Below are 22,111 nucleotides of genomic sequence, written 5' to 3'. Positions count from 1 at the left end.
AAAACGATTTTTCGGAGTTCCAATGGCACTGATAGATTGCCCATCGTGCAATAAAAAGATTTCAGACAAGGCAGACAGTTGTCCGCATTGTGGTTTTGCGCTGGCAGAAGCGTCATCTGAAGATATTCTGCGTAAACAGCAATTAACTAAATTCAAGAAACTTCACAGTATTCAGAACCAATCTATGCTGGCAATGTTAATGTTCGTTGCCGGTTTTGGCTTTATGTATTGGGGCGGCGCCAGTAAAGGAGATTTGCAATACAATCTGGCGATACTGGCCTCTATTTTAGGGTTTGTTTGGTACATTGTTAATCGGGTTCGTATTCTTATTATTAAGCGTTTTTCATCATGAATATAGAAACATTGCTGGCCGCAATGACGCCAGAAGTTTACACCCGCTTGCGCCAGGCCGTGGAAACGGGTAAATGGCTGGACGGCACCACATTAACTGAAGAGCAGCGTGAAAGCTGTATGCAGGCTGTGCTGCTGTACCAGTCGAAAATAGAAAAGTCGACCGAACATATGACGGTGAATGAGCAGGGTGAAATTGTGCATAAAAGTAAACGGGATTTCCAACAATCACTGGAACCAGAAAATTCAGCTGACAACGAAATAGCGCGGTTTAGACAGGATGATATTTAAACGTTTATTTACTCCTGCCCATACCAGTAGCGATCCGGCTGTACGTAAAGCTGCGATAGACAAGCTGTCGGCAGACAAACAACAAGACAAAGCGATACTTCATGAACTGGCATTTAACGATGAAAGTGCTGAGGTTACCCTGGCTGCTTTACACAAGCTGGACTCCTTTGTGCTGTGGCAAAAAAGCACTCAGATAACCCGGCATGAACAGGTTCAGCGTAGCGCCCGCCAGTATGTAGAAACGGTAGTTTTACAAGATACCCACCCCGCGTTGTCGGCCCGGGAGCGGTTTGATTACCTGCTGGAAACTGCTACGCCTGAACTGGTGAAGGCCGCGCTGCTAAAACCGCTAAGCGGGCTGGATAATTCACAACGGTTACAGTTACTGGATAAAGTAGGCCGTGAAGATGTAACCCTCGAGGTGTATCAGCAGGTGGCAGATGTCGCGTTGCGGGAGCAGATTATTGCACGCACCGACAGCCAGGCTCTGCTGGAAAAACTGGCTAAGAAAGAAACTGCCGCGGAGCTTGAGCAGCAGTTGCAAAAGAAACTCGATAGTTTCGCCGAGGCGGCCAAAATGCCTGCTCTGGTAAATAAAGAGGTAACACTACTGCTGGCTAAGCTGAAAGCGTTACTTGAGCGGGGGCGCTATGAAGATGTGTTACAGCGTTACGAACAGCTCGAGTCACAATATGCAGCCTTGTCACAACAACTGCACTGGCTAGATAGTGAGGCCCAGGCCATAGTTCGGGAAAAACATAATACGTTGCAGGCACAGGCCCAGCGTCACCTTGCCAGGCTTAAGCCGCAGTGGGAAGCATCCAAAGCGGCCGAGGCGCAGCTACGGCAATACAGTTCTGCACAGTCTGCGCGAGAGCAGGCCAATACGGCGGTGCACTCGCTGTATGCTGGCAATGTTGAGGCTATTACACTGGACCAGGTTAGTCAGGCTCAAACCAGCGTAAATACGTTTGGCGAATCGTTAGACGCACTGATAAAAAACGATTCGGCAGCGGCGCCAGACACTGGTAAAGGTAGCGCAACTATCGAACAAATGCAGCGAGAATTGGCAATACTGCGCAATAAGGTTGAGCAATTCGGTGAGCAACAACAATTGAGCGAACAGTTAGCTCAACTACTGGTTCAGGCCGGCGAAGAGCCGGAAACAGATATTGATATCGTTGAATATCGAAAAAACCTTACCCAGCAATGGCAATCACTGAGTAAACGTTTGTATGTGGTTCCAGCACCACTGAAACAGCAGTGGCGTGATATTTCTGGGCAGTGGAAAGCGCAGGAACAGGCTCGACGCCAGCAAAGTGAGCAAGCGTTAAAGGCGTGTCGCCGCCAACTCAATATTGTAGACAATATGATTGAGCAAGGTAAGTTTCGCGCCGCAATGGCCCGCTATAGTCAGTTGGCAAAAGATTATGCCGCATTGGACGACAGCGACAAAGCACGGCTAGCCAGACGATTTGATACTACCCGTGAACAGATTGAACGGCTGGAAGGTTGGCAGCACTACCTGGCTGCGCCACGTAAGCCAGAATTACTCGAGCAAGCCAGGCAGCTTGCTGCCGAGCCTGCTGATGATATTGGCCAACGGGCAGGTACGATTAAAAGGTTACGTCAACAATGGCAAAGCCTGACCCATCCTGGCGAGAAGTCTGACAGCCACCAGGCGTTTAATGAGGCGCTGGAACAGGCGTTTGCTCCATGTCGCGAATTTTATGCTGAGCAAGATAAGTTACGCGCCCAGGCACGTAGCCATCGCTTGGCCCTGATTGAACAAGTTGGCTCGCTTGATGCCGCATCAATGCCGGTGCAGGCATTGCAACGAGAGATGGAAAGCTTGAAACAGGCGTGGCGAAACGCCGGCCAGGTAGACAAACAAGATTATGACACGCTAAAGCAGCAGTGGGATGATGCGTTGGCAACGCCTGCGGCCCGAATCAGCGAATGGCATCAGCAAAATCGGTTACAAAAGCAGGCGTTGATTGAACAGGCGCAAAGCTTGTTGGAGCATGATATTGATGAACAATCTGCCAGTACCGCGCAAGCATTGCAGCAGCAATGGAAAACTATCGGACACGCTAGACGACGTCAGGAAAGCCGGTTATGGACCACCTTTAAAAGCATCAACGATAGTGTGTTTGCTAAACTGAAAGAAACCAACGCTGCACAACGCAATGCCACGGATGAAGCCGGAGCAAAGATGGTAGCGCAGGCGGAGCAGTTCTTAACCGATTTGACCCCAGACACCTTAGCTGAAGTTCGCGTGGGTGCAGCGGTGTTGCAGACGCAGGCTAAGAAGTTGCAGAGCCAGAGTGCCCACAAAGTGTTTAAAGCACTGCGGCGCGTACAAAATGCAGTCAGCGAGCTGGAGCAAGCTCGTCAGCATGAGTTAGCGGCTGCACAATACCGCGCGTTGTTAAAGGCAGTAGATCAATATACCGATAGTGAGGAGTCGGTTAGCACGCAGATTGACAGCACTATATGGGATGCTCTGGGGCGTTCTCATCAGCAGGCACTGTTAGTTAATAGCACCGATAAAGATCGGGCCTGGTATACCACCAAATTGGAAATATTGGCGGAGTTACCAACGCCGGCAGAGCACGCCTCCTTGCGCCAGGATATACAATTGGCCATGATGATGGCTAAGCTGGAACAGGGCGAAGAGACCAGCATTGAAGAGGCTATATGTCAGTGGCTGTCGTGTGGCCCGGTAACGTCACAGCAAACGGCACTTAAAACGCGCTTTAGCGAGGTTATTACCCAGCTTTACATTGCCGGCGCGCCGTCAGATGAGGATATAGCCGATGAAAATTCAGATTGAGTATCAGTTTGAAAACGAACAACGGGCTTATCGGTTTCTTAACACGGCGACCCACTTTGAGGCACAGGCGTTACGCGTAAAGCTTGGCCGTAGTAATCACCACGTTAAGGTGTCGTACGAATACGTGGATGGAGAATTTGATACTACAGCTTCGCGAATGGACGATCTGGCCAGAGAGCTGGAAGGTGAAGAAGTAAAATAACTAAAAAACCCGGCATGAGCCGGGTTTTTTTGGCTAGATTAATAAGTCGTACCTAACACGTCACTTCTAACTCATAGCCGGCATACTTACGCATATTGATGACCCGATCGTCATCCAGTAACAAATATTGGCCTTTAATGCCCAGTAAAGTTCCGCTAAAGCTGGGTGTTTTATCCAGGTTAATAGACTTAATTTTTACCGGATATTGGTTCACCGGATACTGAATAGAAACACATTCACTGTCTATCTCAGTGATTGCCTGGAGACCTTTTTCCTGGCGCAGCGCGTCAAGCTGCGGGCCTATTGCCTGTAATAATTCTTCCTTCTTAGCATACAGGTCTTGTGGCTCAGGCTGAGCTTTTAACATTGTTCGCCAGTTGGTTTTATCTGCAATATAATCCTTACACAATGTTTCGACCAGGCCGCTGGTTAAACGGTTAGGCACCCTAAGCATCACTACAGCCTGACTTGCGCCCTGATCTATCCAACGGCTTGAGACCTTATCCTGCACATGGCGGGTTATACCCACTTTAACATTGCCGGTATTAGCCAAATATACAAAATGGTCATCCATACAGTTGCGCTCTCCCCATTCGGGTTCCCGGCAAGTGCCTTCGTGATAGTGGCACAACTCAGGTTTTATAATGCAGCTGTCACACTGAGCCAGTCTCGTTAAGCAGGGATAACAGTAACCCTGATTGAAGCTCTTCTTAGTCACCCGACCGCAGTGTACGCAATTAATGGTTCCAGTATGCGCCATGTCAATTTGCTGCCCGATTAGCGCATTCATATCGATAGTACGCTCGCCCACCGGTAGGGTATATTTAACGTGGTTTGTCTCACCGGCCGCGCTAACGTGCATTTTACGTATATTGCCGGTTAGCGTTGTTCTCTCAGTCACTCATTTCTCCACGAAGGTTCTGGGTTAGCAGGTGTTTAAGCTGCTCGAAAGGTAGTTGTTTACTTAATAAATAGTGAAGCTTGGCGAGGGCCGCTTCGGGCGTCATATCGCTGCCGGGCAATACCCCAGCTTCTGCCAGCCCGTGGCCGGTAGCGTAGCCGCTCATATTGACTCTACCGCGTAAACACTGGGTACAATTTAATACTGGGATTTGCTTCTCTGCAGCCCGCTTAAGTTGAGCGAGTAAGTCCGGATGCTGCGGCGCATTGCCCACGCCGTAACTAAGCAAAATTAACGCATTAACAGGTTGTTGAAGGGTGTTTTCAAGCACCTGAGACGAGATACCAGGATACAGGCTTACCAGTCCTATCGGTTGGGCGGTAACATTACTCACCTGCATCGGCTGGGTTTTCGCCATGATGGCATCAGGAGCCAGCTTACCGGCGTTAAGTCGGATATTGATACCGGCTTCAAGTAGTGGCGCGAAGTTTGGAGAGTCAAAAGCACTGAAGCCATCAGCATCAACCTTACGGCTACGGTTACCACGCAGTAATCGATTATTAAAAAATAAACCTACTTCAGCAATTGGATAATTAGCGGCCACATATAATGCATTTAGCAGATTGACCTGGCCGTCAGATCGTAATTCCGCTAAAGGTATCTGGGAGCCGGTCACAATGACCGGTTTCGACAGATTCTCTAACATAAAACTTAACGCAGAGGCAGTGTACGACATGGTATCGGTACCATGAAGGATAATGAATCCATCGTATTTATCGTAATGAGCAGCGATGTCATCTGCGATGAGTTGCCAGTCAGCCGGCTTCATATCAGACGAATCTATTAAATTGTCGTATTCATGAAGGGTATACAACGGCATTTCCGGGCGGTGAAACTCAGGCATTTTTGCCAAGGTATCGGCCAGGAAGCCAGAGGCCGGAACGTAGCCCTGGGATGATGGTTTCATTCCAATTGTGCCGCCGGTATAGGCGATGTATATGTGTTTACGCATGCGAACTTCATCAGCAAATAATGTGGTGATATTGTAACAAGGTTAAAGGCGATGTCATCTTTAACCCCGCTTTACCTGGCGGGGAACTTAATATTAAAGAGCTAAATAGCGGTTAATTAAGACTTGCGGATGATAATGAGCAAGGCATAATTATCGCCTTCTTATAAAAAAATAATAATATACGATGACTAATAGTTCACTGCACCTACAGCAGGGTAGCCTTGTATGTGTAGGGCCAGGGATGACGCTAGGCGCGCATATGTCGGCACGATGTAGAAGCCATATTGAACACGCTCAGGTAGTTTTTACCAATTGCCATCCGCTGATGGAAGCCTGGATTTCCACTATGAATGCAGATGTACGTTCGCTTCAGCATCTCTATGAAGAAGGAAAAGACAGGCGCGACACCTATCAGGAAATGATTGCGTTGATCATGGAGCAGTTACGCCGGAATAAAAGGGTGGTAGGGGCTTTTTACGGTCACCCAGGGGTTTTTGCCCAAGTGCCTCACCATGCTATAGCACAGGCTCGAAAGGAAGGCTTTTCGGCGTCGATGGAACCGGGTATATCTGCAGAGGATTGTTTGTACGCCGACTTGGGCATTGACCCGGGGGCATTTGGCTGCCAGCATTTTGAAACCAGCCAGTTTATGATTTATCAACGTCAGTTGGATACCGCTGGCTACCTTATTTTATGGCAGGTGGCTTTAGCAGGAGATCTGTCGATCTCAAAACGCGTTAGCTCCTCCGCCCAGCGCCGGGTTTTACTCGATTTATTACTTGAGCATTACCCCGCTGAACATGAGGTGATTTTATATGAGTGTCCGACCTTGATTACTGATACAGTACGCCAGGATAGGGTACGGCTCGATACGCTGGCAGATATAGCGTTATCACCAGTTACCACACTGGTCTTGCCCCCGGCCCAACGCCTGGTTCGTAATCAACGTGTTATTGATAAATTAATGCAACTATAACCGCTTAATAAAATAAGGATTATTATGAGTGCGATAGAATTGTTGGCAAAGTTAGCCTCTGATGTGACATTGTCTTCCCAGGAGCTGACCCCCGAACAGCGCGAATCAATTGCAGCAGTAAAAGCTAAGGCGGCGCAAATTAACGCGATTATGGCCATTGTGGAGCCTACTGATCCAAACGAACCTGGGCGTCAGCCCGATGACGACACGCCACAAAAAGATCCCAAATTCCACTAAGTATGATTCGCAAATGGCTTTTGTGCTGCCTGCTGTGGAGTGCCTCTTTATTTGTTTATGCAGATAACCAGGCGCTTTTGGCAAGAACAGAAGCATTAAGACTTAGCGATCCTAGCACTGCAATGGGGTTGCTTAGCGAGGTTGATCAAAACAGTTTAAATCAGGCTGAACGACTGCGTTACCGCTATCTTGAAGCTTATTTAAGTACGTTTAATGGCGATCTCGACCACACTTTAGCGATGTACAGCGCGCTACTTGAGGATGTGCCTGAATCCGCGTTACGGATTCGGGTATTAACCTCAATGTTAGGGGTGGCATCTTATAAAAAGAATTGGCGACAAAGTTTTGAACTGGCGGGCAGTTTAGATGATTTACTTGAACAGGTAAGGGCACCCGAGCGGCAACCAGAGGCTTACAAGGGCTTACTGGTTTTCTATAATAATGTAGAACAGCAGGATATTGCTCTGGTTTATGCGTCGCGTATTTTAAACCACACATTGGCTACCAAAGAGAGTAAATGTTTTGCATTGACGATGCGTAACGAAATTAATCTTAAACGTCAGGCGGTTAATGAAAATGCGTTTTATGATGCCATCTCGTTGTGTGAAAGTGCGAAGCAACCTTATTATGTTACGTTCAATAATGTTCATTTATTTGAGTTTTACTTAGAACAACAGGAGTTGGATAAAGCGCAAATAATTGCTCAAGATGCGCTACGCAAAGTTAATAGTGTTGATTTTGTCTACCTACGCAGTAGTTTTATCGCCGCATATGCTCGATTAAAAGCCGCAATGGGTGATACTGAAGAAGCCCGTAAACTGGCCCTTGATGTCTTACAGTTAGATAAAGCCGAGCAGTTTCAGGAGTCGTTGATAGATGCTTATCAGCTGTTGTCGACACTTGAGGCTGATGCAGGAAATTTTGCTCAAGCCTATGCCTACCTAACGACGCTAAATCGCCTGGAAGCCTCTTTTCACAGCGAGCAGGTGGCAAAATCTCTGGCCTTGCAGCAAGCACGCTTTGACCTGAAAAATAAAGAAAGCCAGATTGAATTGCTGGATAAAAAGAATCAGCTACTGAGCACCGAATCAGAGCTGGTTCAAGAGCAGGTTCAAAGTATGATTATGGCGCTGGGCTTAGCTGTTTTCGCTGTGATAGCGTTATTGTTTTGGTCCTATCGTACTCGTCGCCTGCAAAACCGACTACGCCATTTAGCCACCACCGATGCCCTTACCGGGGTATATAACAGGGGCCATTTTGCCGAACGTTCGCAGCAACTTATCAGCAAAGCAAGTGACAATAGCCAGCCTATATCATTGATATTTTTTGACCTGGACCATTTCAAACGAATTAATGACACCCACGGCCATCAAATAGGGGACTGGGTATTATGTGAAGTGGTTAAAACGATTGAACAATGCTGTATTGCCAATAAACATTTAGTGGGGCGAATCGGCGGCGAAGAGTTCGGTATTTTGATGGACAACACCGACCAAAGCACGGCCTTAGCCTTTGCAGAACGCTGCCGCGAAGCAATCAATACCATAGACACCCACTTCTCAGGTTTTAATTTTAATATCTCAGCAAGTTTTGGGGTTAGCGATACTCGGCAAGTGGGGTATAACCTTGATAACCTGTTTTCAGCTTCCGATTTAGCGCTTTATCAGTCTAAAAAATATGGTAGAAACCAAGTCTGCGGTTACGACGGTAGCGCATCTGATCTGTAACAAAGACGGTGGCTGTCTCGTTATTCAACAGGTCAGATAAGGGTGGGTATCCAAATAGTGTGTTGTAATTAGCTTTAAGAAAATGACGAGGCTTAATAAGACACCCACCGTGCCGTGCTTAACGAATGCATAACTAAATAAGCATCGATGAAAAAGAGGGTAGGGTATTCGTGAAGCAAGCGCGACTTATGTTCTTTCATTTGTATGATACGAGTAATTTTCACCTCGCCGCGGTAATCAAACGAAGTTAAATTGCGTTAGGCCAACTAATTCTTATAGCCAGTCCACCGCCTCGGGGAGCCATGTTTCATGTGCTGTAGAGATACATAGAGTTTTAACGAATTAATGTATTCACACAGCATTCTTCATAGTTAAGATGCTCGCAGCCCCTCTAAAATGCTGTTCAAATTTGTGGGTAACCGATAGCCAATGCGCCTGGTCAACGTGAATACGTTCAAGAATGGGTGGCAGCGAAGCGGGTATGACTCCCTTCTTATTCGCCGCTATGCATCTGCCGGTATAGTCTACCAGGGTTATATAGTCGGTAGTGCTTAGTGGCAGATGAAGGCTGTTACTTATGCCGGTGGGCGGAATAAAAGGCATGAGCCTGGGCGGCTGTCGCCTGGTCTTAAATGCACGAATGCGGGCCGCGATACTGGTAAAGCGCGCGTCTTCGGGCGCGATAACCATGCCTGCCCGTAGTGGGTTCAAATCAACATAGACCATGCAGGATAACAACGCCGCTTCATCCAGTAAGGCTTGAGATTTAAACCTACCCTCCCAGAAACGCCCGGTACAGTCATCCTCTTTATTGGCCTGGCGGGCAATGTACTCATTAAGTTCTCGCATAAACCAGCTTATTGATTGAAGACGCTGCCGATAAACTGATACACAGGCATTGACCGTGGCGCGTTCAGCCTGCGAGAGTGTCGCACCCTGAGCATACAGCTGCGTGAGGCGGGTTCCCCGATGCAGTTTATGCCATTGTCGCAACACATGTTTGTTCGACCATTGCTGTGCCCGTTCAGTAGCCACCCGAAGCACCACATGTGTATGGTTGCTCATCACCGCATAGGCGCATAAATCTATAGCAAATACTCTGGCAAGAAAGTACAAACGACGCTCTACCCACCCGCGCCGATGTTCATAGCTTTTTCCTGTAAAGCTGTCTTTTCCGCACAAACAAGCACGACGGACACAGCGCGAGACACAATGATAATAGGGTGTTTGTTCTACACAGATAAGCTCTTTCCGGGGCCGGGGCATACACTGTCCGCAAGATGAAGTGGGCAGTTATTATGGGTTAACAAACTCAGGTTGGCAGCTGTTCAAAAGCCTGGTTTTGGTACCTGTACCTCAGCTATTAGATTGTTTTATGTTTACCAGCGGATATCTAGTTTATTCAGGTTGATGCTCGAAAATCGGTGGCTGTCCCATACATGAATATTAGTATCAACTGGACGGGTAAGTGGATGTCCAAATTTGAAGTAGATAACACGAAGCAGTCTGAAAGCTTACCGTAAACTTGAATTATTGACCCGTAAACCATTCGCGAACCGGTGTACATAGTGCCGCTAATGCACGCCGTTCGATAATGTAGTGGGTGTCTATATTGTACCTGTGGGTGTCAATACCAGCTATTTTGCTTATTCACTTTATACTGCAGATTTGACTACAGGCGGTATCGGAGTATTACGTCACCGTACCGAACTAGCAAAGTGCCTGGATTAATAAAGCCGCGCGGTAAAGTAACAGCGGATACTGTATTTTATAGCTTACAAACAGTTTCACTCAAGCTGCGTTCAAGTTACGTATGTGCCGAGTACCGCTATGCGCAAATATCGTTTTGTGTGGATACGGTTTTTTATGCACCGACGAGCAGGGTGACTTTGTCCCGCAGGGCTTAGTTTACACTCGTATCTATAAGGGGTCACGATAAGTAAATACCTGAAGATAGATTGTTTTGTTGTAAGCAAAAAATGCAATTAATAACGAAAAAGCCCCGGGACCGGGGCTTGCATTTAATAGACTAACCTAAAAAAGGTGTTAGGCAGACACCGCGGTTTTGCGGGACCGCTTCGACTTTCCGGCTACCAGTTCTTCGTGAGCAAAGTCGTCCACATTAATTGTGCGTAAACGGCCCGCTTCTGCTCGTTTCATTAACGCTGTCTCTTCAGCATCTATGATGCCATCGGCAAGGGCGGTTTCTGCCAGCAAGGCAAGATTAGTGAAAGGCAGTTTGGCGCCTCTTTCTTTACAAATCCGCTCGAAAACGGGTTCACAAGCTATAACATCTTCCAATGTTTGTTCTAAATCGCCGAATAAACTGCCTTCTTCCCGGGTCAGATATTGCCCGTCACCCAGCCTGCTTCTCGCGGTAGAAGGCTTTTGCAACATGCCAGCAATCTTATGCTCAAGCCTGTCAGATGGTTTTTCGCAACGACGGCCAAATGGCAACACGATTGCTTTAAGACCAAGAGCCAAAGGTCTTGACGGGAAGTTAGCCAAAAAGTCGATGATGGCTGTTTCAATATCGTATAGAGTCTGCTGCAGCGCCCAATGCATAAGGGGAGCATCTTCATGCAATCGACCCTCTTCATCAAAACGCTTGAGCGTAGCGCTACCTAAATAAATCCCACTCAATATATCGCCCAATCGAGCAGATAAGCGTTCACGACGTTTCAATTCGCCGCCTAGTACACCCATCGAAACGTCTGCCAGTAACGCCAAATTAGCACTATAGCCTTGCAATAAACGGTAATAGCGCGCAGTGTCGTCGGCAAATGGTGTGGCACTAAATGCATTGCTGGTAATACCAAACCACAGGCTGCGCACTTTATTCGACATAGCAAAGCCAATATGACCAAACACTGCATCGTCAAAGGCATTGAGCTGTTCAGTGCGATCTTCCATCGCTGCCGCTTGAATCTCTCTTAGAACAAAAGGATGGCAGCGCATCGCGCCCTGACCAAAAATCATCATATTACGGGTAAGGATATTGGCTCCTTCCACGGTGATAGATATTGGCGCCCCTTCATATGCCCGACCTAGGTAATTATTCGGCCCAAGCATGATGCCCTTACCGCCATGAATATCCATGGAGTCGTTAATAACCTGACGCATTTTTTCAGTAAGATGATATTTGCTGATCGCTGAAATAACAGATGGTTTTTCGCCTAAATCAACGCCCACGGTGGAGAAGCGAGTTACGGCATCCATTAAATACGCGTTGCCGCCTATTCGCGCTAGCATTTCTTCCACCCCTTCCATATGGCCAACCGGAATTCGAAATTGTCGACGAATACGCGCATAGGCCCCGGTCGCCAGGGCGCACGTTTTGGCACCGCCAGCGGCGGTAGAGGGCAGAGTAATACAGCGTCCAACAGACAAGCATTCCATTAGCATCCGCCAGCCTTTGCCTGCCATTTCCTTGCCGCCAATAATAAAGTCAAGCGGAACGAAGATATCCTTACCTCGAATAGGGCCGTTTTGAAATGGTGTATTGAGGGGGAAATGCCGACGCCCGATATCCAGGCCCGCGGTATCACGTGGAATCAGTGCGCAGGTAATACCCAGATCAGTATTATCGCCGAGCAAACTGTCAGGATCTTGTAATTTGAATGCTAACCCAATCACTGTTGCTATGGGCGCTAAGGTAATATAACGCTTATCAAAGGTTAAGCGCATACCCACTATTTCCTGGCCATCCCATTCGCCCTTACAAACCACACCAACATCGGGTATTGCGCCAGCATCAGAGCCAGCTTCGGGGCCGGTAAGTGCAAAGCATGGCACTTCTTCACCACTAGCCAACCGAGGCAAGTAGTAATCTTGTTGCGCTTTAGTACCATAGTGTTGTAGTAGTTCACCCGGGCCTAAAGAATTGGGAACCCCTACAGTACTGGACAGTACTGCACTGGTGCCTGCAAGCTTTTGAAGCACGCGGGATTGAGCAAAAGCTGAAAATTCTAAGCCACCGTATTGTTTTTTAATGATCATGGCAAAGAATTTGTGTTCTTTCAGAAAATCCCATATCGGCTGCGGTAAGTCAGCTAGTTTATGGTTAATTTCCCATTCGTCTACCATATGACATACGCGATCGACCGGCCCATCCAAAAAGGCTTGTTCTTCAGCAGTTAAACGTCCTTTTGGAATGCCGTGAAGCTTATCCCAGTCTGGTTTGCCACTAAAAATGTCGCCGTCCCACCATACGGTTCCCGCATCGATGGCTTCCTGTTCGGTGCGCGACATTTCTGGCATCACCTTTTTATAAAATGCTAATAGTTTTTTAGTGATGTAAGGTTTACGAATGTCGGCTACGCCAAAGGGCACAGCTATCAGTAAAAACACAAGCCAACCTAACCAGCCAATATCCCCAAATACCGTCCCAACAACCATTATAGCGGCAGTTAGCGCAATCGTATTGACCAAGCCGAGCTGTTTATAACTAGCGACACAAAGTGCCAGCAAAACAATTAAAAACCAAACGAAATCTGCCATTTTACACTCCTGATAAAATTCGGCGTTAATGCAGTCTTGCAACAATACAATGTTAACAGCTTGTATCGAGGTCTGACCAGCTTAGGCTAAACCTATATAGTTGGGAAACAAAGATCAAGAAAAAGCGACAGATCACGTAGGATTAGATATCGCTGACCGAAAAAATATATTAACGATCAGCAATATAATTAGAGGGGCTGGAAACTTCTAAGCTTTATATCGCCTTGTTCATCACCATCTTTAAACTGTTGTAGACGCACCAGGTGGTAATCAAGGGAGGGGGCAAACCAGGCAAATGTTTCACGGGTGTTGGATTCGCGTAGCAGCTTTACCTTGATGGTTTTTACTACACCATAGGGTAAAGAAAGCGTTTCTTTGCCCATTACTTCAATACCATAATGACGTTTTTCACCCCGATAATTTACAAAATCATAGCTAACCGAATGATTGCCGGCGGCTAACTGACGTGAAATATCTAACCGATAAAGCTGATTATCAAGCTCACCCTTCCAAGGCAAAGTAGTGGTCTTATCAATTTTGATTTGGGGCGAGGGCTGGCTGGTGAAGGCAATGCTAAGCGCAGAATCGGGACCGGTGCCAGTGCGTTTATAATGGTATTGCGAAGGGATGAGCTGTTCGTTATCTACGAAGAAAATAGAGTGCTCGAACCGTTCATCAGACAAAAAAAACTTCGAGACATCAGAAGAGTAGGTTAGTGAAAACTGATTGTTATCGAGTGCTTCGAGTTTCATTTTAGCTTCACCAACATCATCGCCCCACTTGTAGGCGGTGTAATTGGCTTTAAAAGGAGTTAAATCTGGCAGCGAAGCCGCGCTACAGAGGGTACCAAACAGCGTTAGCATGATACCCGTCGCGAAATAGCTAATCGCTGGCATAGCCTGAAGAGGGAATAATCTCATTATCTAAAATCGCCTTATTGTTCTGCATACATAAACGACCTTCGCAAAACCAGTTTACTACCACAGGGTAGAGATTCAGCTCCTGCTCGCGAACCCGCTCTGCCAATTCTTGCGCAGTATCATCTTCAAATACTGGAACACGACTTTGAACGATCACAGGGCCGCCATCCAGTTCGGGCGTTACAAAGTGTACACTTACCCCATGCTCAGTATCTTTGTTATCCAGCGCGCGCTGATGAGTATTCAACCCTTTGTATTTAGGCAACAAAGATGGATGAACGTTCAATAGTTTACCGGCGTAGCGCGTAACAAAATCGGGGGTCAGGATACGCATGAACCCTGCCAGTACAATACAGGCAGGATCGCATTCGTCAATAGCCGCGCTTAATGCGTTATCGTAAGATTCGCGTGTTTCATATTGAGCATGATCTAATACGACAGCATCGATACCTGCATCTTGGGCGCGAGTTAACCCTAATACCCCAGGCTTACTTGAGATGACCCGAACAACTTCGCCATTAATGCGGTTAGCATCAATGGCGTCGAGAATGGCTTGTAGGTTGGTACCTGTACCAGAGATTAACACACAAATTTTTGTTGGCTGTTTCATGAATTATACAATCTCAACCTGGTCGTCGCCTTCACGGCTCTCGATATGCCCTAGCAGCCACGCGTTTTCCCCTTGGGCTTTAAGCACAGAAAGAGTATTTTCTACATCTGCTTCATCTACTACCAGGACCATACCAACACCACAATTAAAGGTACGGTACATTTCATGATCAGTAATATTACCGTTTTGCTGTAACCAATTGAAAATCTCTGGCCATTGCCAGCTATTTTCTTCAATGACTACCTTTGCGGTATCGGGAAGTACCCGAGGAATATTTTCCCAAAAGCCACCGCCGGTAATGTGTGAAATAGCATGTACCTTGGTTTGTTCGAGTAAAGCGAGAACCGACTTTACATAAATTCGGGTAGGCGCTAACAAGTGAGCTTTTAGTGATTTACCTGCCAAATCATCATCAAGGCTGGCGTTACTGACTTCTAACACTTTTCGAACCAGTGAATAGCCGTTTGAATGCGGACCTGAAGAGCCTAATGCAATCAGTTTTTGGCATGCAGCAACCGTGGTGCCATCAATAACATCCTCGGCTTCGACCACGCCCACGCAGAAACCAGCAATATCGTAGTCGCCGCCGTGATACATGCCCGGCATCTCCGCCGTTTCACCACCAATAAGAGCACATCCTGCCTGCTCGCACCCTTCACCTATACCTGACACCACGGTAGCTGCGGTATCGACATCAAGCTTACCCGTAGCGTAATAGTCAAGGAAAAACAAAGGCTCAGCGCCTTGTACAATAAGATCGTTTACACACATCGCGACCAAATCTATCCCCACACCGTGATGCTCATTAGCATCCATCGCCAGACGCAATTTTGTGCCAACCCCATCAGTACCTGAAACCAATAAAGGGCGCTTGTATTTTGCAGGCAGTTCGCATAACGCGCCAAACCCGCCTAAACCACCTTTAACTTCCGGACGGTGTGTCCGCTTGGTAACTGCTTTGATTCGGTCGACTAACTGGTTTCCGGCATCGATGTCTACGCCGGCGTCTTTGTAGCTTAAAGAGGTTTTATTGTCGCTCACGATGATAGTGCCCTGATGCAAAAGGGTGGAAAAACGCGGATTCTACCAGCTAGCGATGGTAAGTCCAATGATCTGCCGATATTAGCATAAACAGGTTATTTACTGCTAAGGCAAACAGGGTAGCCGCCAGGGACTAAAATATCATCACCACATGACGCTTTAATGCAGCTTTGGTAGGCCTGAGCACCTTTGCCAACCTATAATAGATATTAATTTTAAGGCGCTAGCTCTCGCGATAACAGCTATTGGCTGTACGGCGGCTTATAGGCAGAGAATATGTAAGACACCCACCTCCCGATCCTACACTCGCAATTCCTTCCCTCACTTTTTTAACCACGAATGAGATCTACGGACTTCGCGCAACTACGGGAAAGGAGGGGCGACTTTATTCTCCTCGTACCTGGTAAACGCAGGACACCCACCATTGGGTTTTGGCTGTGAACAATGTTCGTGGCATTGATTTATAGAAAAAATTCCGCGATGTGGGCTGTAAATCATGGACAGCCACAGTAAATAGCATTTGAATGTGTCCTGATATCCAACGCTCGATTGCTGTTATATGGTGGAAAATGGCCCCTGCCTGGGGCATTTAGGGGTGGGTGTCCATACAACAAAAGAGTGGCTGTCTTATGAGGTAGGTGGGAGTCACATTGCTGCTTAAGATGTTACATCAATCATAGACAGCCACAGTAAGTATCATTTGCTTGTGAGCCTAATCTTCAAAGCTCGGTTGCTTTTATATGCTGGGAAATAACCCCCTGCCGGAGGCTAATCGGGGTGGGTGTCTTGGAATATGCAAGGCAACTCGAGGTGGGTGTCTGGGAACATGTTGGAATATAAAGGTGGATGTCCTGAACAATAATCCTGCTTAATACTGGCTATACAGTACTGGTATTCCTTTTATGTAGTACCACGAATCAAGCCGGGTAAAGTGTCAAAACATATTTTGCCCTGGTTAGCAGGCTCGGGCGGTGGGTTAGCCGGGCTTTATAAAAATTAAAGATGAAAATGCGCCGTAAATAGCCCACAATATCTGCCTTTAAACAAGCAGCCCATTGCGTTTCAATAAGTCAGGCAGGTTAATGCTAATTACCAAAAATCTTGTTTCGTTTTCTTCTTTTATCTGCACCTTGCTGATGGTGGGTGTCTTACTTTCAAGCCCCGTCGGGCGCGCTTGCGCCAGTAGCCTTGTGGAAACCAACAGCGCAAAAGTAGAGGTAGCCAATCAGGGCGCTAATGCTCGAAAACAAGCGCAAACTGAAGCGCTGAAGCGGGTGTTTACTAAAATGACCGGAAGTGCCCAAACGCTCGATAATGCCGGAGTTAAAGCGGCGCTGCGCAATCCTGGCAAATATCTGATTGCCTATCAGTACACTACAGATAACGACACCCTCTACTATGATGCTCAGTTTTCCCGCGATGCTCTTACCGCGTTATTAAAGCGCGAGAAACTGCCATTATGGGGGCAGCGGCGTCCGGACACTTTATTCTGGTTAGCCACTGAGCAAAATGATCAGCGCTGGATAATGCGCGAGGGACAACCCGATGCCTTGCGTTATAGCCTGTTGTCGCAAAGCCAGCGCCGGGCGGTACCCATCTCCTTACCCCTCATGGATCTTACCGATAACACCGCTATTAACGTGTACGATGTCTGGGCCCAATTTTCAGGAACCTTGCGCAAGGCCTCGGCGCGATATAATCCTGATTATATCCTCAGTGCCCGGTTATATCAGCAATCCGCACAACCGGCTCCAGACTTTTTAACGACTGAAGAAAAACTTGAGCGGGCGCTCTCGCAAAGCGCCCCCGCCTTTGCCTATCAGCAAACCCAGCAGCAAAACGCAGCAGAAGACCCCCAAGACGAATTTTCAGACGCTGCTGACGCCGAGCCAAACACCGCCAATAATGAAAGTAATCTGGAGATCGGAGACAGTGTGTCTGATGGGCGAGGCAACCCAGAGCAAACCGTAAACTCTTTACGTCCCGATGCTTCGGTTGAGCCAACTATGATAGTAGATGTCGGCGAGGGAGAATACGCCCTTGAGTGGTTGTTATTAGAAACCGGCAGTACCCAGTTTGGTACCGTAAGGGCGGCCTCACCTGAACAGGCATTGGCCGGTTTGATGGACGTATACGCAGACTATTTGGCAGCGCGTTTTTCGGTAAGGTTTACCGGGCAGCAGACTGCGGATAATGAGCTGGTCATCTCTGTAGCTAATTTAGACAGTTTGACGCACTACATCCATGCGCAAAAGTTTCTGTCCCAATTAAGTGTGGTGGATTCTGCTATTTTAACTGCCCAAAAAGGGCCGGTAGCCACGTTTAACCTAAAATTGGTCGGTACGCGGGATGATTTCTTTAACGCGCTGTCTTTTGAGTCGCGTTTACGTCCGGTAAAAGATTCGTTCGGACAAGCGCTTGAAGGAAATAATTTCTATTGGAACGAATAAGCGTTCAATTGCCGTTGCCGGTATCTTTACCGGCTGACGAAACATTCGATAGCTTTATTGACACCCCCAATAGCCAACTGGTGTCAATGTTGCGCCAGTTATGCGAGGCTGCTCCCCATTGGCGCCAGCACCCTGACTTACTCAGTTTTGCACAGCAACGGCTTCCTCTACTCACCATAACCGGCGGCGGTGGCCGGGGTAAAAGCCATTTGTTGTATGCGGTCTGCCATACGTTAGCAGGCAATAATGTCAGCCATTTGTATTTAAATTTAAATCAGGTACAAGACTTATCCCCTAAGGTACTCGAGGGGCTGGAAACGCTAAGCTTTGTTATGCTTGATAACTTACACGCCATCGCCGGTGTCTATGAATGGGAAGCAGCCTTGTTCGATTTGATTAACCGCGTAAGTGAACAACCCTATGCTGTAATATTGGGTACCTCACAACTTGGTGCGGCCAGCCCGCAGTTTACTCTGCCGGATTTGCGTTCACGGTTGCAATGGGGGACTGCTTTTAGCCTGCAACCGCTTAATGATGGGCAGCGCAAGCAAGCACTTGGTCAGCGTGCTCGTCAAAAAGGACTTATGTTCTCTGATGCCGCGTTACAGTTTTTACTAAATCATTATGATCGCAGTTTAAAAAGTTTAATGCAGTTATTGGAGCGCCTTGATAAGCGCTCCTTACAGGAGAAAAAGAAAATAACGGTGGCACTGGTCAAGCGTGAGTTGGGTGTGAACTGATTACTGATTTACCGGTAAAGGTAGGGTTTTCTCAAACGGCGAAGAAACGGTTACGCGTAACGTTTTTTGGCTTGCTTTAGAGCCCGAGGGCATCTTAGCGACCCCGACCGTCGGGGAAACGGTAGAAAACCAATCTTGATTCGCCGGCAGCATCACAGGTGTCGGGAACGCATTTTGCGCACTGGCAATATCAATGTGCGGCAATATATTTTCAATAGCAAAGGCCACGCGCGGCTGCATATGTGCTGCGTTAAACCGGTTACGCTGCGCCCATACAATTGGCAATGCGCCGGTATTTTCATCGGCAATTTGCGCAGGGGAATCAAAGAAACCAACGTCCGCATCAATACCAAGCCGATATTTCATCATAAAGCGTTCAAACAAGAGGGCAAAATCTTCGCGCGGTGTATAAAATGAATACATGGTCAGCCCTGCTTCATCATTAAACATGCTTGCCACCTCCCAGGCGCGATAAGCCTCCTGCTCAGCGGTGGCCATTGCGCCACCAAAATCAACCTGGGCCAGCGCTTTTAAAATCACCGAGTGCAGGCCATCTGATGCGGCCAGGGCGTCTGATAAATAACCATTTTGATTAGCAAATGTTAACGGCGAGTCGGTTGGCTTTAGTTGCTGCCAGCGTTGCGGGGCAAAGACATCATTTGCATGGGCCAGTTCATGATATAACAACCAGCTAAGTGCTGCTTCTACCTGTGGCTGGCTTCTGGGCTGACGCTCTGCAGGAGCGGTGCCCGGCTGCGGATAATAGTACGCATTATCTTTGATATAACGCCAGCTGGTCCGATAGGCCAGCGTGTTACCATACGCAATACGGTAATCTGGCGCCAGGTCCAACGTGTCACGCTCGGCCGGAGTCTGCCACAAATTATTAGCATCCAGGTAAATAGCCCCTGTGGCACTCCAGTAGAAAGAGGGCCTGATATCATACGCAATAACGACCCCGGTAGTGGCACCCAGTAATTGCACTATATCCGGGCCAGCTGCAGAGGAACGTAGAAAACGCGCAAATGCTTCTCCCATCCAATCGTGCGATACCAATGTGCGGGCTAATATCTGTTCAATATCTGGCTGGTTATTTACCTGGCCAATCAATGGCAAGGTAGCAAATGTGCATGAGCGACGCACCTGGCTATTATACAAACAATTATTGAGGGCTTCAGTATAGGGGCCAGGACGAAACGGGTGGATAAGGTCGGTTGGATATAGATCGTTACCGGCAAAAAAACCGTTTTGTGCTTGCGGCACATCTTTTATTACTACGTAGGCACTATCTGAATCACGCGCGCCGTTAGCGCGGGTAACCGTAGCTTTGATTTCTAATAACGTGTCGGCGCTGACGCTGGGTGCCTGAAAATAAACATGCTGCGCCGCAGCCTGCTCATCATAGCGCAATGCAACGGCGGGCCCCTGGATCACTTGCCATTGAAGGCTATCGTTAGCCCCAAGGGATAGGATATCTGCCCGCAAAGATACCCGGCCAAGTTCTACCGCCTGGTGGCTTAGCCTTACATTGACCGGCGCAGCCGGTGTCTTAGTAACCTCTAGTTCGCCAGTATAAAAATACGTATTGCTTGCGGTATCCTGCGCGGTAACTGAAAACGAATAAAGCCCTTCACCCGGCGCATCAAAGCCTATTGCTCTTGAGGTGGGTGCCAACAGCTGGATGGCGGGGTCGTCAAATACCCAATGTACCGAGGTAAGGGTAATACCCTCAGCAGGCATTACCGCTAGCGCAACGCTATCAGCCTCCGCCACCCGGCGTTCACCAGAGACGATTAACGGCGTGGCTGGGGCAGGCGGGGAGGAGGGCGTTTCCGTCTGGTCAGTAGCTTGCCCACCACAGCCTGCTATTACCAACATCACTGTTATCAGTATCCACCTCATCCCACACCTACCTTACGGCTATTCTGCGCGCAATACTTATGGCAACTTTTTGGCTTTTTTAAGCCCCAAACCCAGCTCCCGGCCGCGGAAACGGGCGAACATACTACACCCAGTAAACATTCCGCTGGCCAGTAGTATTTCAATAATAGCATACAGCCTTTCTGCCGGAACGGCGTAGGCCACCGTGATGCCGTGAATAAGATAAAATAGGGTAATAAAGTTTGCCCACGCATGGGTATAAGGATTAGCCGTAAGCATTCCTTTTGCAGGTAATAACAATGGCCCAGCGTACAGCAATAATATAAAAATGGCCGAATAGCTGTAAGTGGTGGTCAGCATGGATTGCCAAATAATGACCCAGGCTAATAGCAAAACATAGCTGACCAAAGCTAACCAGCGTAGTTTGCGGGTGGTACCCGCCAGCGCTGCGGAGGACATCATTGGTTGGCTCGTTGCAGCCGGCGCGCAACCTCAGCCAAACGTTTGCCCTGGGCCAGCGCTAATTGCTGTTCGTGCTGACTCAATGTGGAATTATGCTGACCAGCTACATGGGTGACGCCATAAGGCGTACCACCGGTATTGGTATCATGTAGCGCAGGCTCACTGTAGGGCAGTCCACACACAATCATACCGTGGTGTAACAGTGGCAACATCATGCTCAGTAAAGTGGTTTCCTGTCCCCCGTGCTGGCTACTGGTAGAGGTAAATACACAACAGGGTTTATCGATCAAATGTCCTTTCAGCCAGCTGTCACTCGTGCTATCAAGAAACACTTTTAGGGGGGCCGCCATATTTCCAAACCGCGTGGGGCTACCCAGGGCCAGGCCCTGGCAGTCAACTAAATCTTGTTTATTAACAAAAGGCGGTCCATCCGAGGGTACAGCCTGAATAGCCTCACTTTGGTATTCACGTACTGGCGGTACTGTACGAACCCTGGCTATTGCACCGCCAATTTCTACCCCTTTGGCAATGGCCTGGGCTAACTGAGTGGTACTGCCATGGCGGCTATAATAAAGAACCAGTATTTCTGGCTTCATAATAGCGCCAACACTGCTTCAGGGGGCCTGCCTATGCATGCTTTGTCGCCCTTGATTACAATTGGCCGCTCAAGCAACTTCGGGTAGGCTGCCATGGCTTGAATACCTTGTTCTTTAGTCACCGGTGACGATAGGCCCGTTTGTTTGTATTCCGGCTCTTTGGGGCGCATCATATCTTCAATTCGGCTAATATTGAGTTGGTCAAACAGCACCGCTAACTGCGCCTCATCAAGCGGCGTTTTAAGGTATTCCACAATCTGTGGTTCAACCCCATGGGCTTGTAATAGTTGTAAGGTTTGGCGGCTTTTACTACAGCGCGGATTGTGTAAAATCCTGACGGGAAGCATAGGCATTCGTTCCGTGATGTGAAGTTTCGGT

Annotated in this window: 20 protein-coding genes; 9 read left to right on the top strand and 11 right to left on the bottom strand. The window is 47.9% G+C overall.

Annotated features, from left to right (window positions below; translation table 11 throughout):
- Window positions 1-22: 22 nt before the first annotated feature.
- Genes D0Y50_RS10900 through D0Y50_RS10885 form a run of 4 tightly spaced genes read left to right on the top strand, consistent with a single transcriptional unit; the run spans window position 23 to window position 3,680 of the window.
- Window positions 23-352 carry a zinc ribbon domain-containing protein gene (locus D0Y50_RS10900; RefSeq protein WP_108567254.1) on the top strand — a complete coding sequence of 110 codons (330 nt, stop codon included), beginning with the start codon at window positions 23-25 and terminating at the stop codon, window positions 350-352.
- Window positions 349-642 (top strand): YeaC family protein, encoded by a 294-nt coding sequence (locus tag D0Y50_RS10895; RefSeq protein ID WP_108567255.1) that lies wholly within the window; start codon window positions 349-351, stop codon window positions 640-642. Before D0Y50_RS10900 ends, D0Y50_RS10895 begins: the two co-directional genes overlap by 4 nt.
- Window positions 632-3,478 carry a DUF349 domain-containing protein gene (locus D0Y50_RS10890; RefSeq protein WP_117316964.1) on the top strand — a complete coding sequence of 949 codons (2,847 nt, stop codon included), beginning with the start codon at window positions 632-634 and terminating at the stop codon, window positions 3,476-3,478. The genes D0Y50_RS10895 and D0Y50_RS10890 overlap by 11 nt, the downstream gene beginning before the upstream one ends.
- Window positions 3,462-3,680 (top strand): hypothetical protein, encoded by a 219-nt coding sequence (locus tag D0Y50_RS10885; protein WP_108567257.1) that lies wholly within the window; start codon window positions 3,462-3,464, stop codon window positions 3,678-3,680. The genes D0Y50_RS10890 and D0Y50_RS10885 overlap by 17 nt, the downstream gene beginning before the upstream one ends.
- A gap of 52 nt (window positions 3,681-3,732) precedes the next feature.
- On the opposite strand, the gene D0Y50_RS10880 is transcribed toward D0Y50_RS10885, so the two are convergent.
- Entirely contained in the window at window positions 3,733-4,542 is an 810-nt protein-coding gene (locus tag D0Y50_RS10880; protein ID WP_108567258.1) for a DUF2797 domain-containing protein, read from the bottom strand.
- 31 nt (window positions 4,543-4,573) lie between these two features.
- Entirely contained in the window at window positions 4,574-5,593 is a 1,020-nt protein-coding gene (gene ansA / locus D0Y50_RS10875; RefSeq protein ID WP_108567259.1) for an asparaginase, read from the bottom strand.
- A gap of 259 nt (window positions 5,594-5,852) precedes the next feature.
- Here ansA and D0Y50_RS10870 point away from each other — a divergent pair, with 259 nt between their 5' ends.
- The 3 genes from D0Y50_RS10870 to D0Y50_RS10860 all read left to right on the top strand — a co-directional run bounded on the left by D0Y50_RS10870 (window position 5,853) and on the right by D0Y50_RS10860 (window position 8,533).
- A complete protein-coding gene (locus D0Y50_RS10870) occupies window positions 5,853-6,569 on the top strand; it encodes an SAM-dependent methyltransferase (RefSeq protein ID WP_232366241.1) in 717 nt (238 codons plus the stop codon).
- A gap of 24 nt (window positions 6,570-6,593) precedes the next feature.
- A complete protein-coding gene (locus tag D0Y50_RS10865; protein WP_117316962.1) occupies window positions 6,594-6,806 on the top strand; it encodes a hypothetical protein in 213 nt (70 codons plus the stop codon).
- A gap of 77 nt (window positions 6,807-6,883) precedes the next feature.
- Window positions 6,884-8,533: a GGDEF domain-containing protein gene (locus tag D0Y50_RS10860; RefSeq protein ID WP_170145491.1), complete on the top strand. Its 1,650-nt coding sequence runs from the start codon at window positions 6,884-6,886 to the stop codon at window positions 8,531-8,533.
- 351 nt (window positions 8,534-8,884) lie between these two features.
- Here D0Y50_RS10860 and D0Y50_RS10855 read toward each other — a convergent pair whose 3' ends face one another.
- The 5 genes from D0Y50_RS10855 to purM form a co-directional block, all read right to left on the bottom strand.
- Window positions 8,885-9,799 carry a transposase gene (locus tag D0Y50_RS10855; RefSeq protein WP_117316959.1) on the bottom strand — a complete coding sequence of 305 codons (915 nt, stop codon included), beginning with the start codon at window positions 9,797-9,799 and terminating at the stop codon, window positions 8,885-8,887.
- Window positions 9,800-10,579: 780 nt separating this feature from the next.
- Window positions 10,580-13,033: an acyl-CoA dehydrogenase FadE gene (gene fadE, locus D0Y50_RS10850; RefSeq protein WP_108568936.1), complete on the bottom strand. Its 2,454-nt coding sequence runs from the start codon at window positions 13,031-13,033 to the stop codon at window positions 10,580-10,582.
- Window positions 13,034-13,221: 188 nt separating this feature from the next.
- Window positions 13,222-13,953, bottom strand: coding sequence for a DUF3108 domain-containing protein (locus D0Y50_RS10845; RefSeq protein ID WP_117316957.1), 732 nt, complete (start codon window positions 13,951-13,953; stop codon window positions 13,222-13,224).
- The gene (gene purN / locus D0Y50_RS10840; protein WP_108568938.1) at window positions 13,916-14,563 is read right to left on the bottom strand and encodes a phosphoribosylglycinamide formyltransferase; all 648 of its coding nucleotides are present in this window, start codon (window positions 14,561-14,563) and stop codon (window positions 13,916-13,918) included. Before purN ends, D0Y50_RS10845 begins: the two co-directional genes overlap by 38 nt.
- Window positions 14,564-14,566: 3 nt before the next feature.
- The gene (gene purM / locus D0Y50_RS10835; RefSeq protein WP_108568939.1) at window positions 14,567-15,604 is read right to left on the bottom strand and encodes a phosphoribosylformylglycinamidine cyclo-ligase; all 1,038 of its coding nucleotides are present in this window, start codon (window positions 15,602-15,604) and stop codon (window positions 14,567-14,569) included.
- 1,082 nt (window positions 15,605-16,686) lie between these two features.
- Between purM and D0Y50_RS10830 the strand changes: the two genes are divergently transcribed.
- Together D0Y50_RS10830 and hda are read left to right on the top strand one after the other, a co-directional pair.
- Window positions 16,687-18,054, top strand: a complete 1,368-nt coding sequence (locus D0Y50_RS10830) for a DUF2066 domain-containing protein (RefSeq protein WP_117316955.1) — start codon at window positions 16,687-16,689, stop codon at window positions 18,052-18,054.
- Window positions 18,042-18,794, top strand: coding sequence for a DnaA regulatory inactivator Hda (hda, locus tag D0Y50_RS10825; protein WP_232366240.1), 753 nt, complete (start codon window positions 18,042-18,044; stop codon window positions 18,792-18,794). The genes D0Y50_RS10830 and hda overlap by 13 nt, the downstream gene beginning before the upstream one ends.
- Here hda and D0Y50_RS10820 read toward each other — a convergent pair whose 3' ends face one another.
- From D0Y50_RS10820 to arsC, 4 genes are read right to left on the bottom strand one after another with little or no spacing between them, the layout of a single operon-like run.
- A complete protein-coding gene (locus tag D0Y50_RS10820) occupies window positions 18,795-20,672 on the bottom strand; it encodes a hypothetical protein (RefSeq protein WP_117316953.1) in 1,878 nt (625 codons plus the stop codon).
- A 60-nt stretch (window positions 20,673-20,732) separates the two neighbouring features.
- Window positions 20,733-21,137 carry a DUF2069 domain-containing protein gene (locus D0Y50_RS10815; RefSeq protein WP_408640655.1) on the bottom strand — a complete coding sequence of 135 codons (405 nt, stop codon included), beginning with the start codon at window positions 21,135-21,137 and terminating at the stop codon, window positions 20,733-20,735.
- Window positions 21,134-21,733, bottom strand: a complete 600-nt coding sequence (wrbA, locus tag D0Y50_RS10810; protein WP_218023533.1) for an NAD(P)H:quinone oxidoreductase — start codon at window positions 21,731-21,733, stop codon at window positions 21,134-21,136. Before wrbA ends, D0Y50_RS10815 begins: the two co-directional genes overlap by 4 nt.
- A complete protein-coding gene (gene arsC / locus D0Y50_RS10805; RefSeq protein ID WP_117316951.1) occupies window positions 21,730-22,080 on the bottom strand; it encodes an arsenate reductase (glutaredoxin) in 351 nt (116 codons plus the stop codon). The genes wrbA and arsC overlap by 4 nt, the downstream gene beginning before the upstream one ends.
- Window positions 22,081-22,111 lie beyond the last annotated feature (31 nt).

It is taken from the genome of Salinimonas sediminis (assembly GCF_003429285.1).
In the GTDB taxonomy this organism is placed as follows: Bacteria; Pseudomonadota; Gammaproteobacteria; order Enterobacterales; family Alteromonadaceae; genus Alteromonas; species Alteromonas indica.
This window is presented reverse-complemented; position numbering and strand designations above follow the sequence as displayed.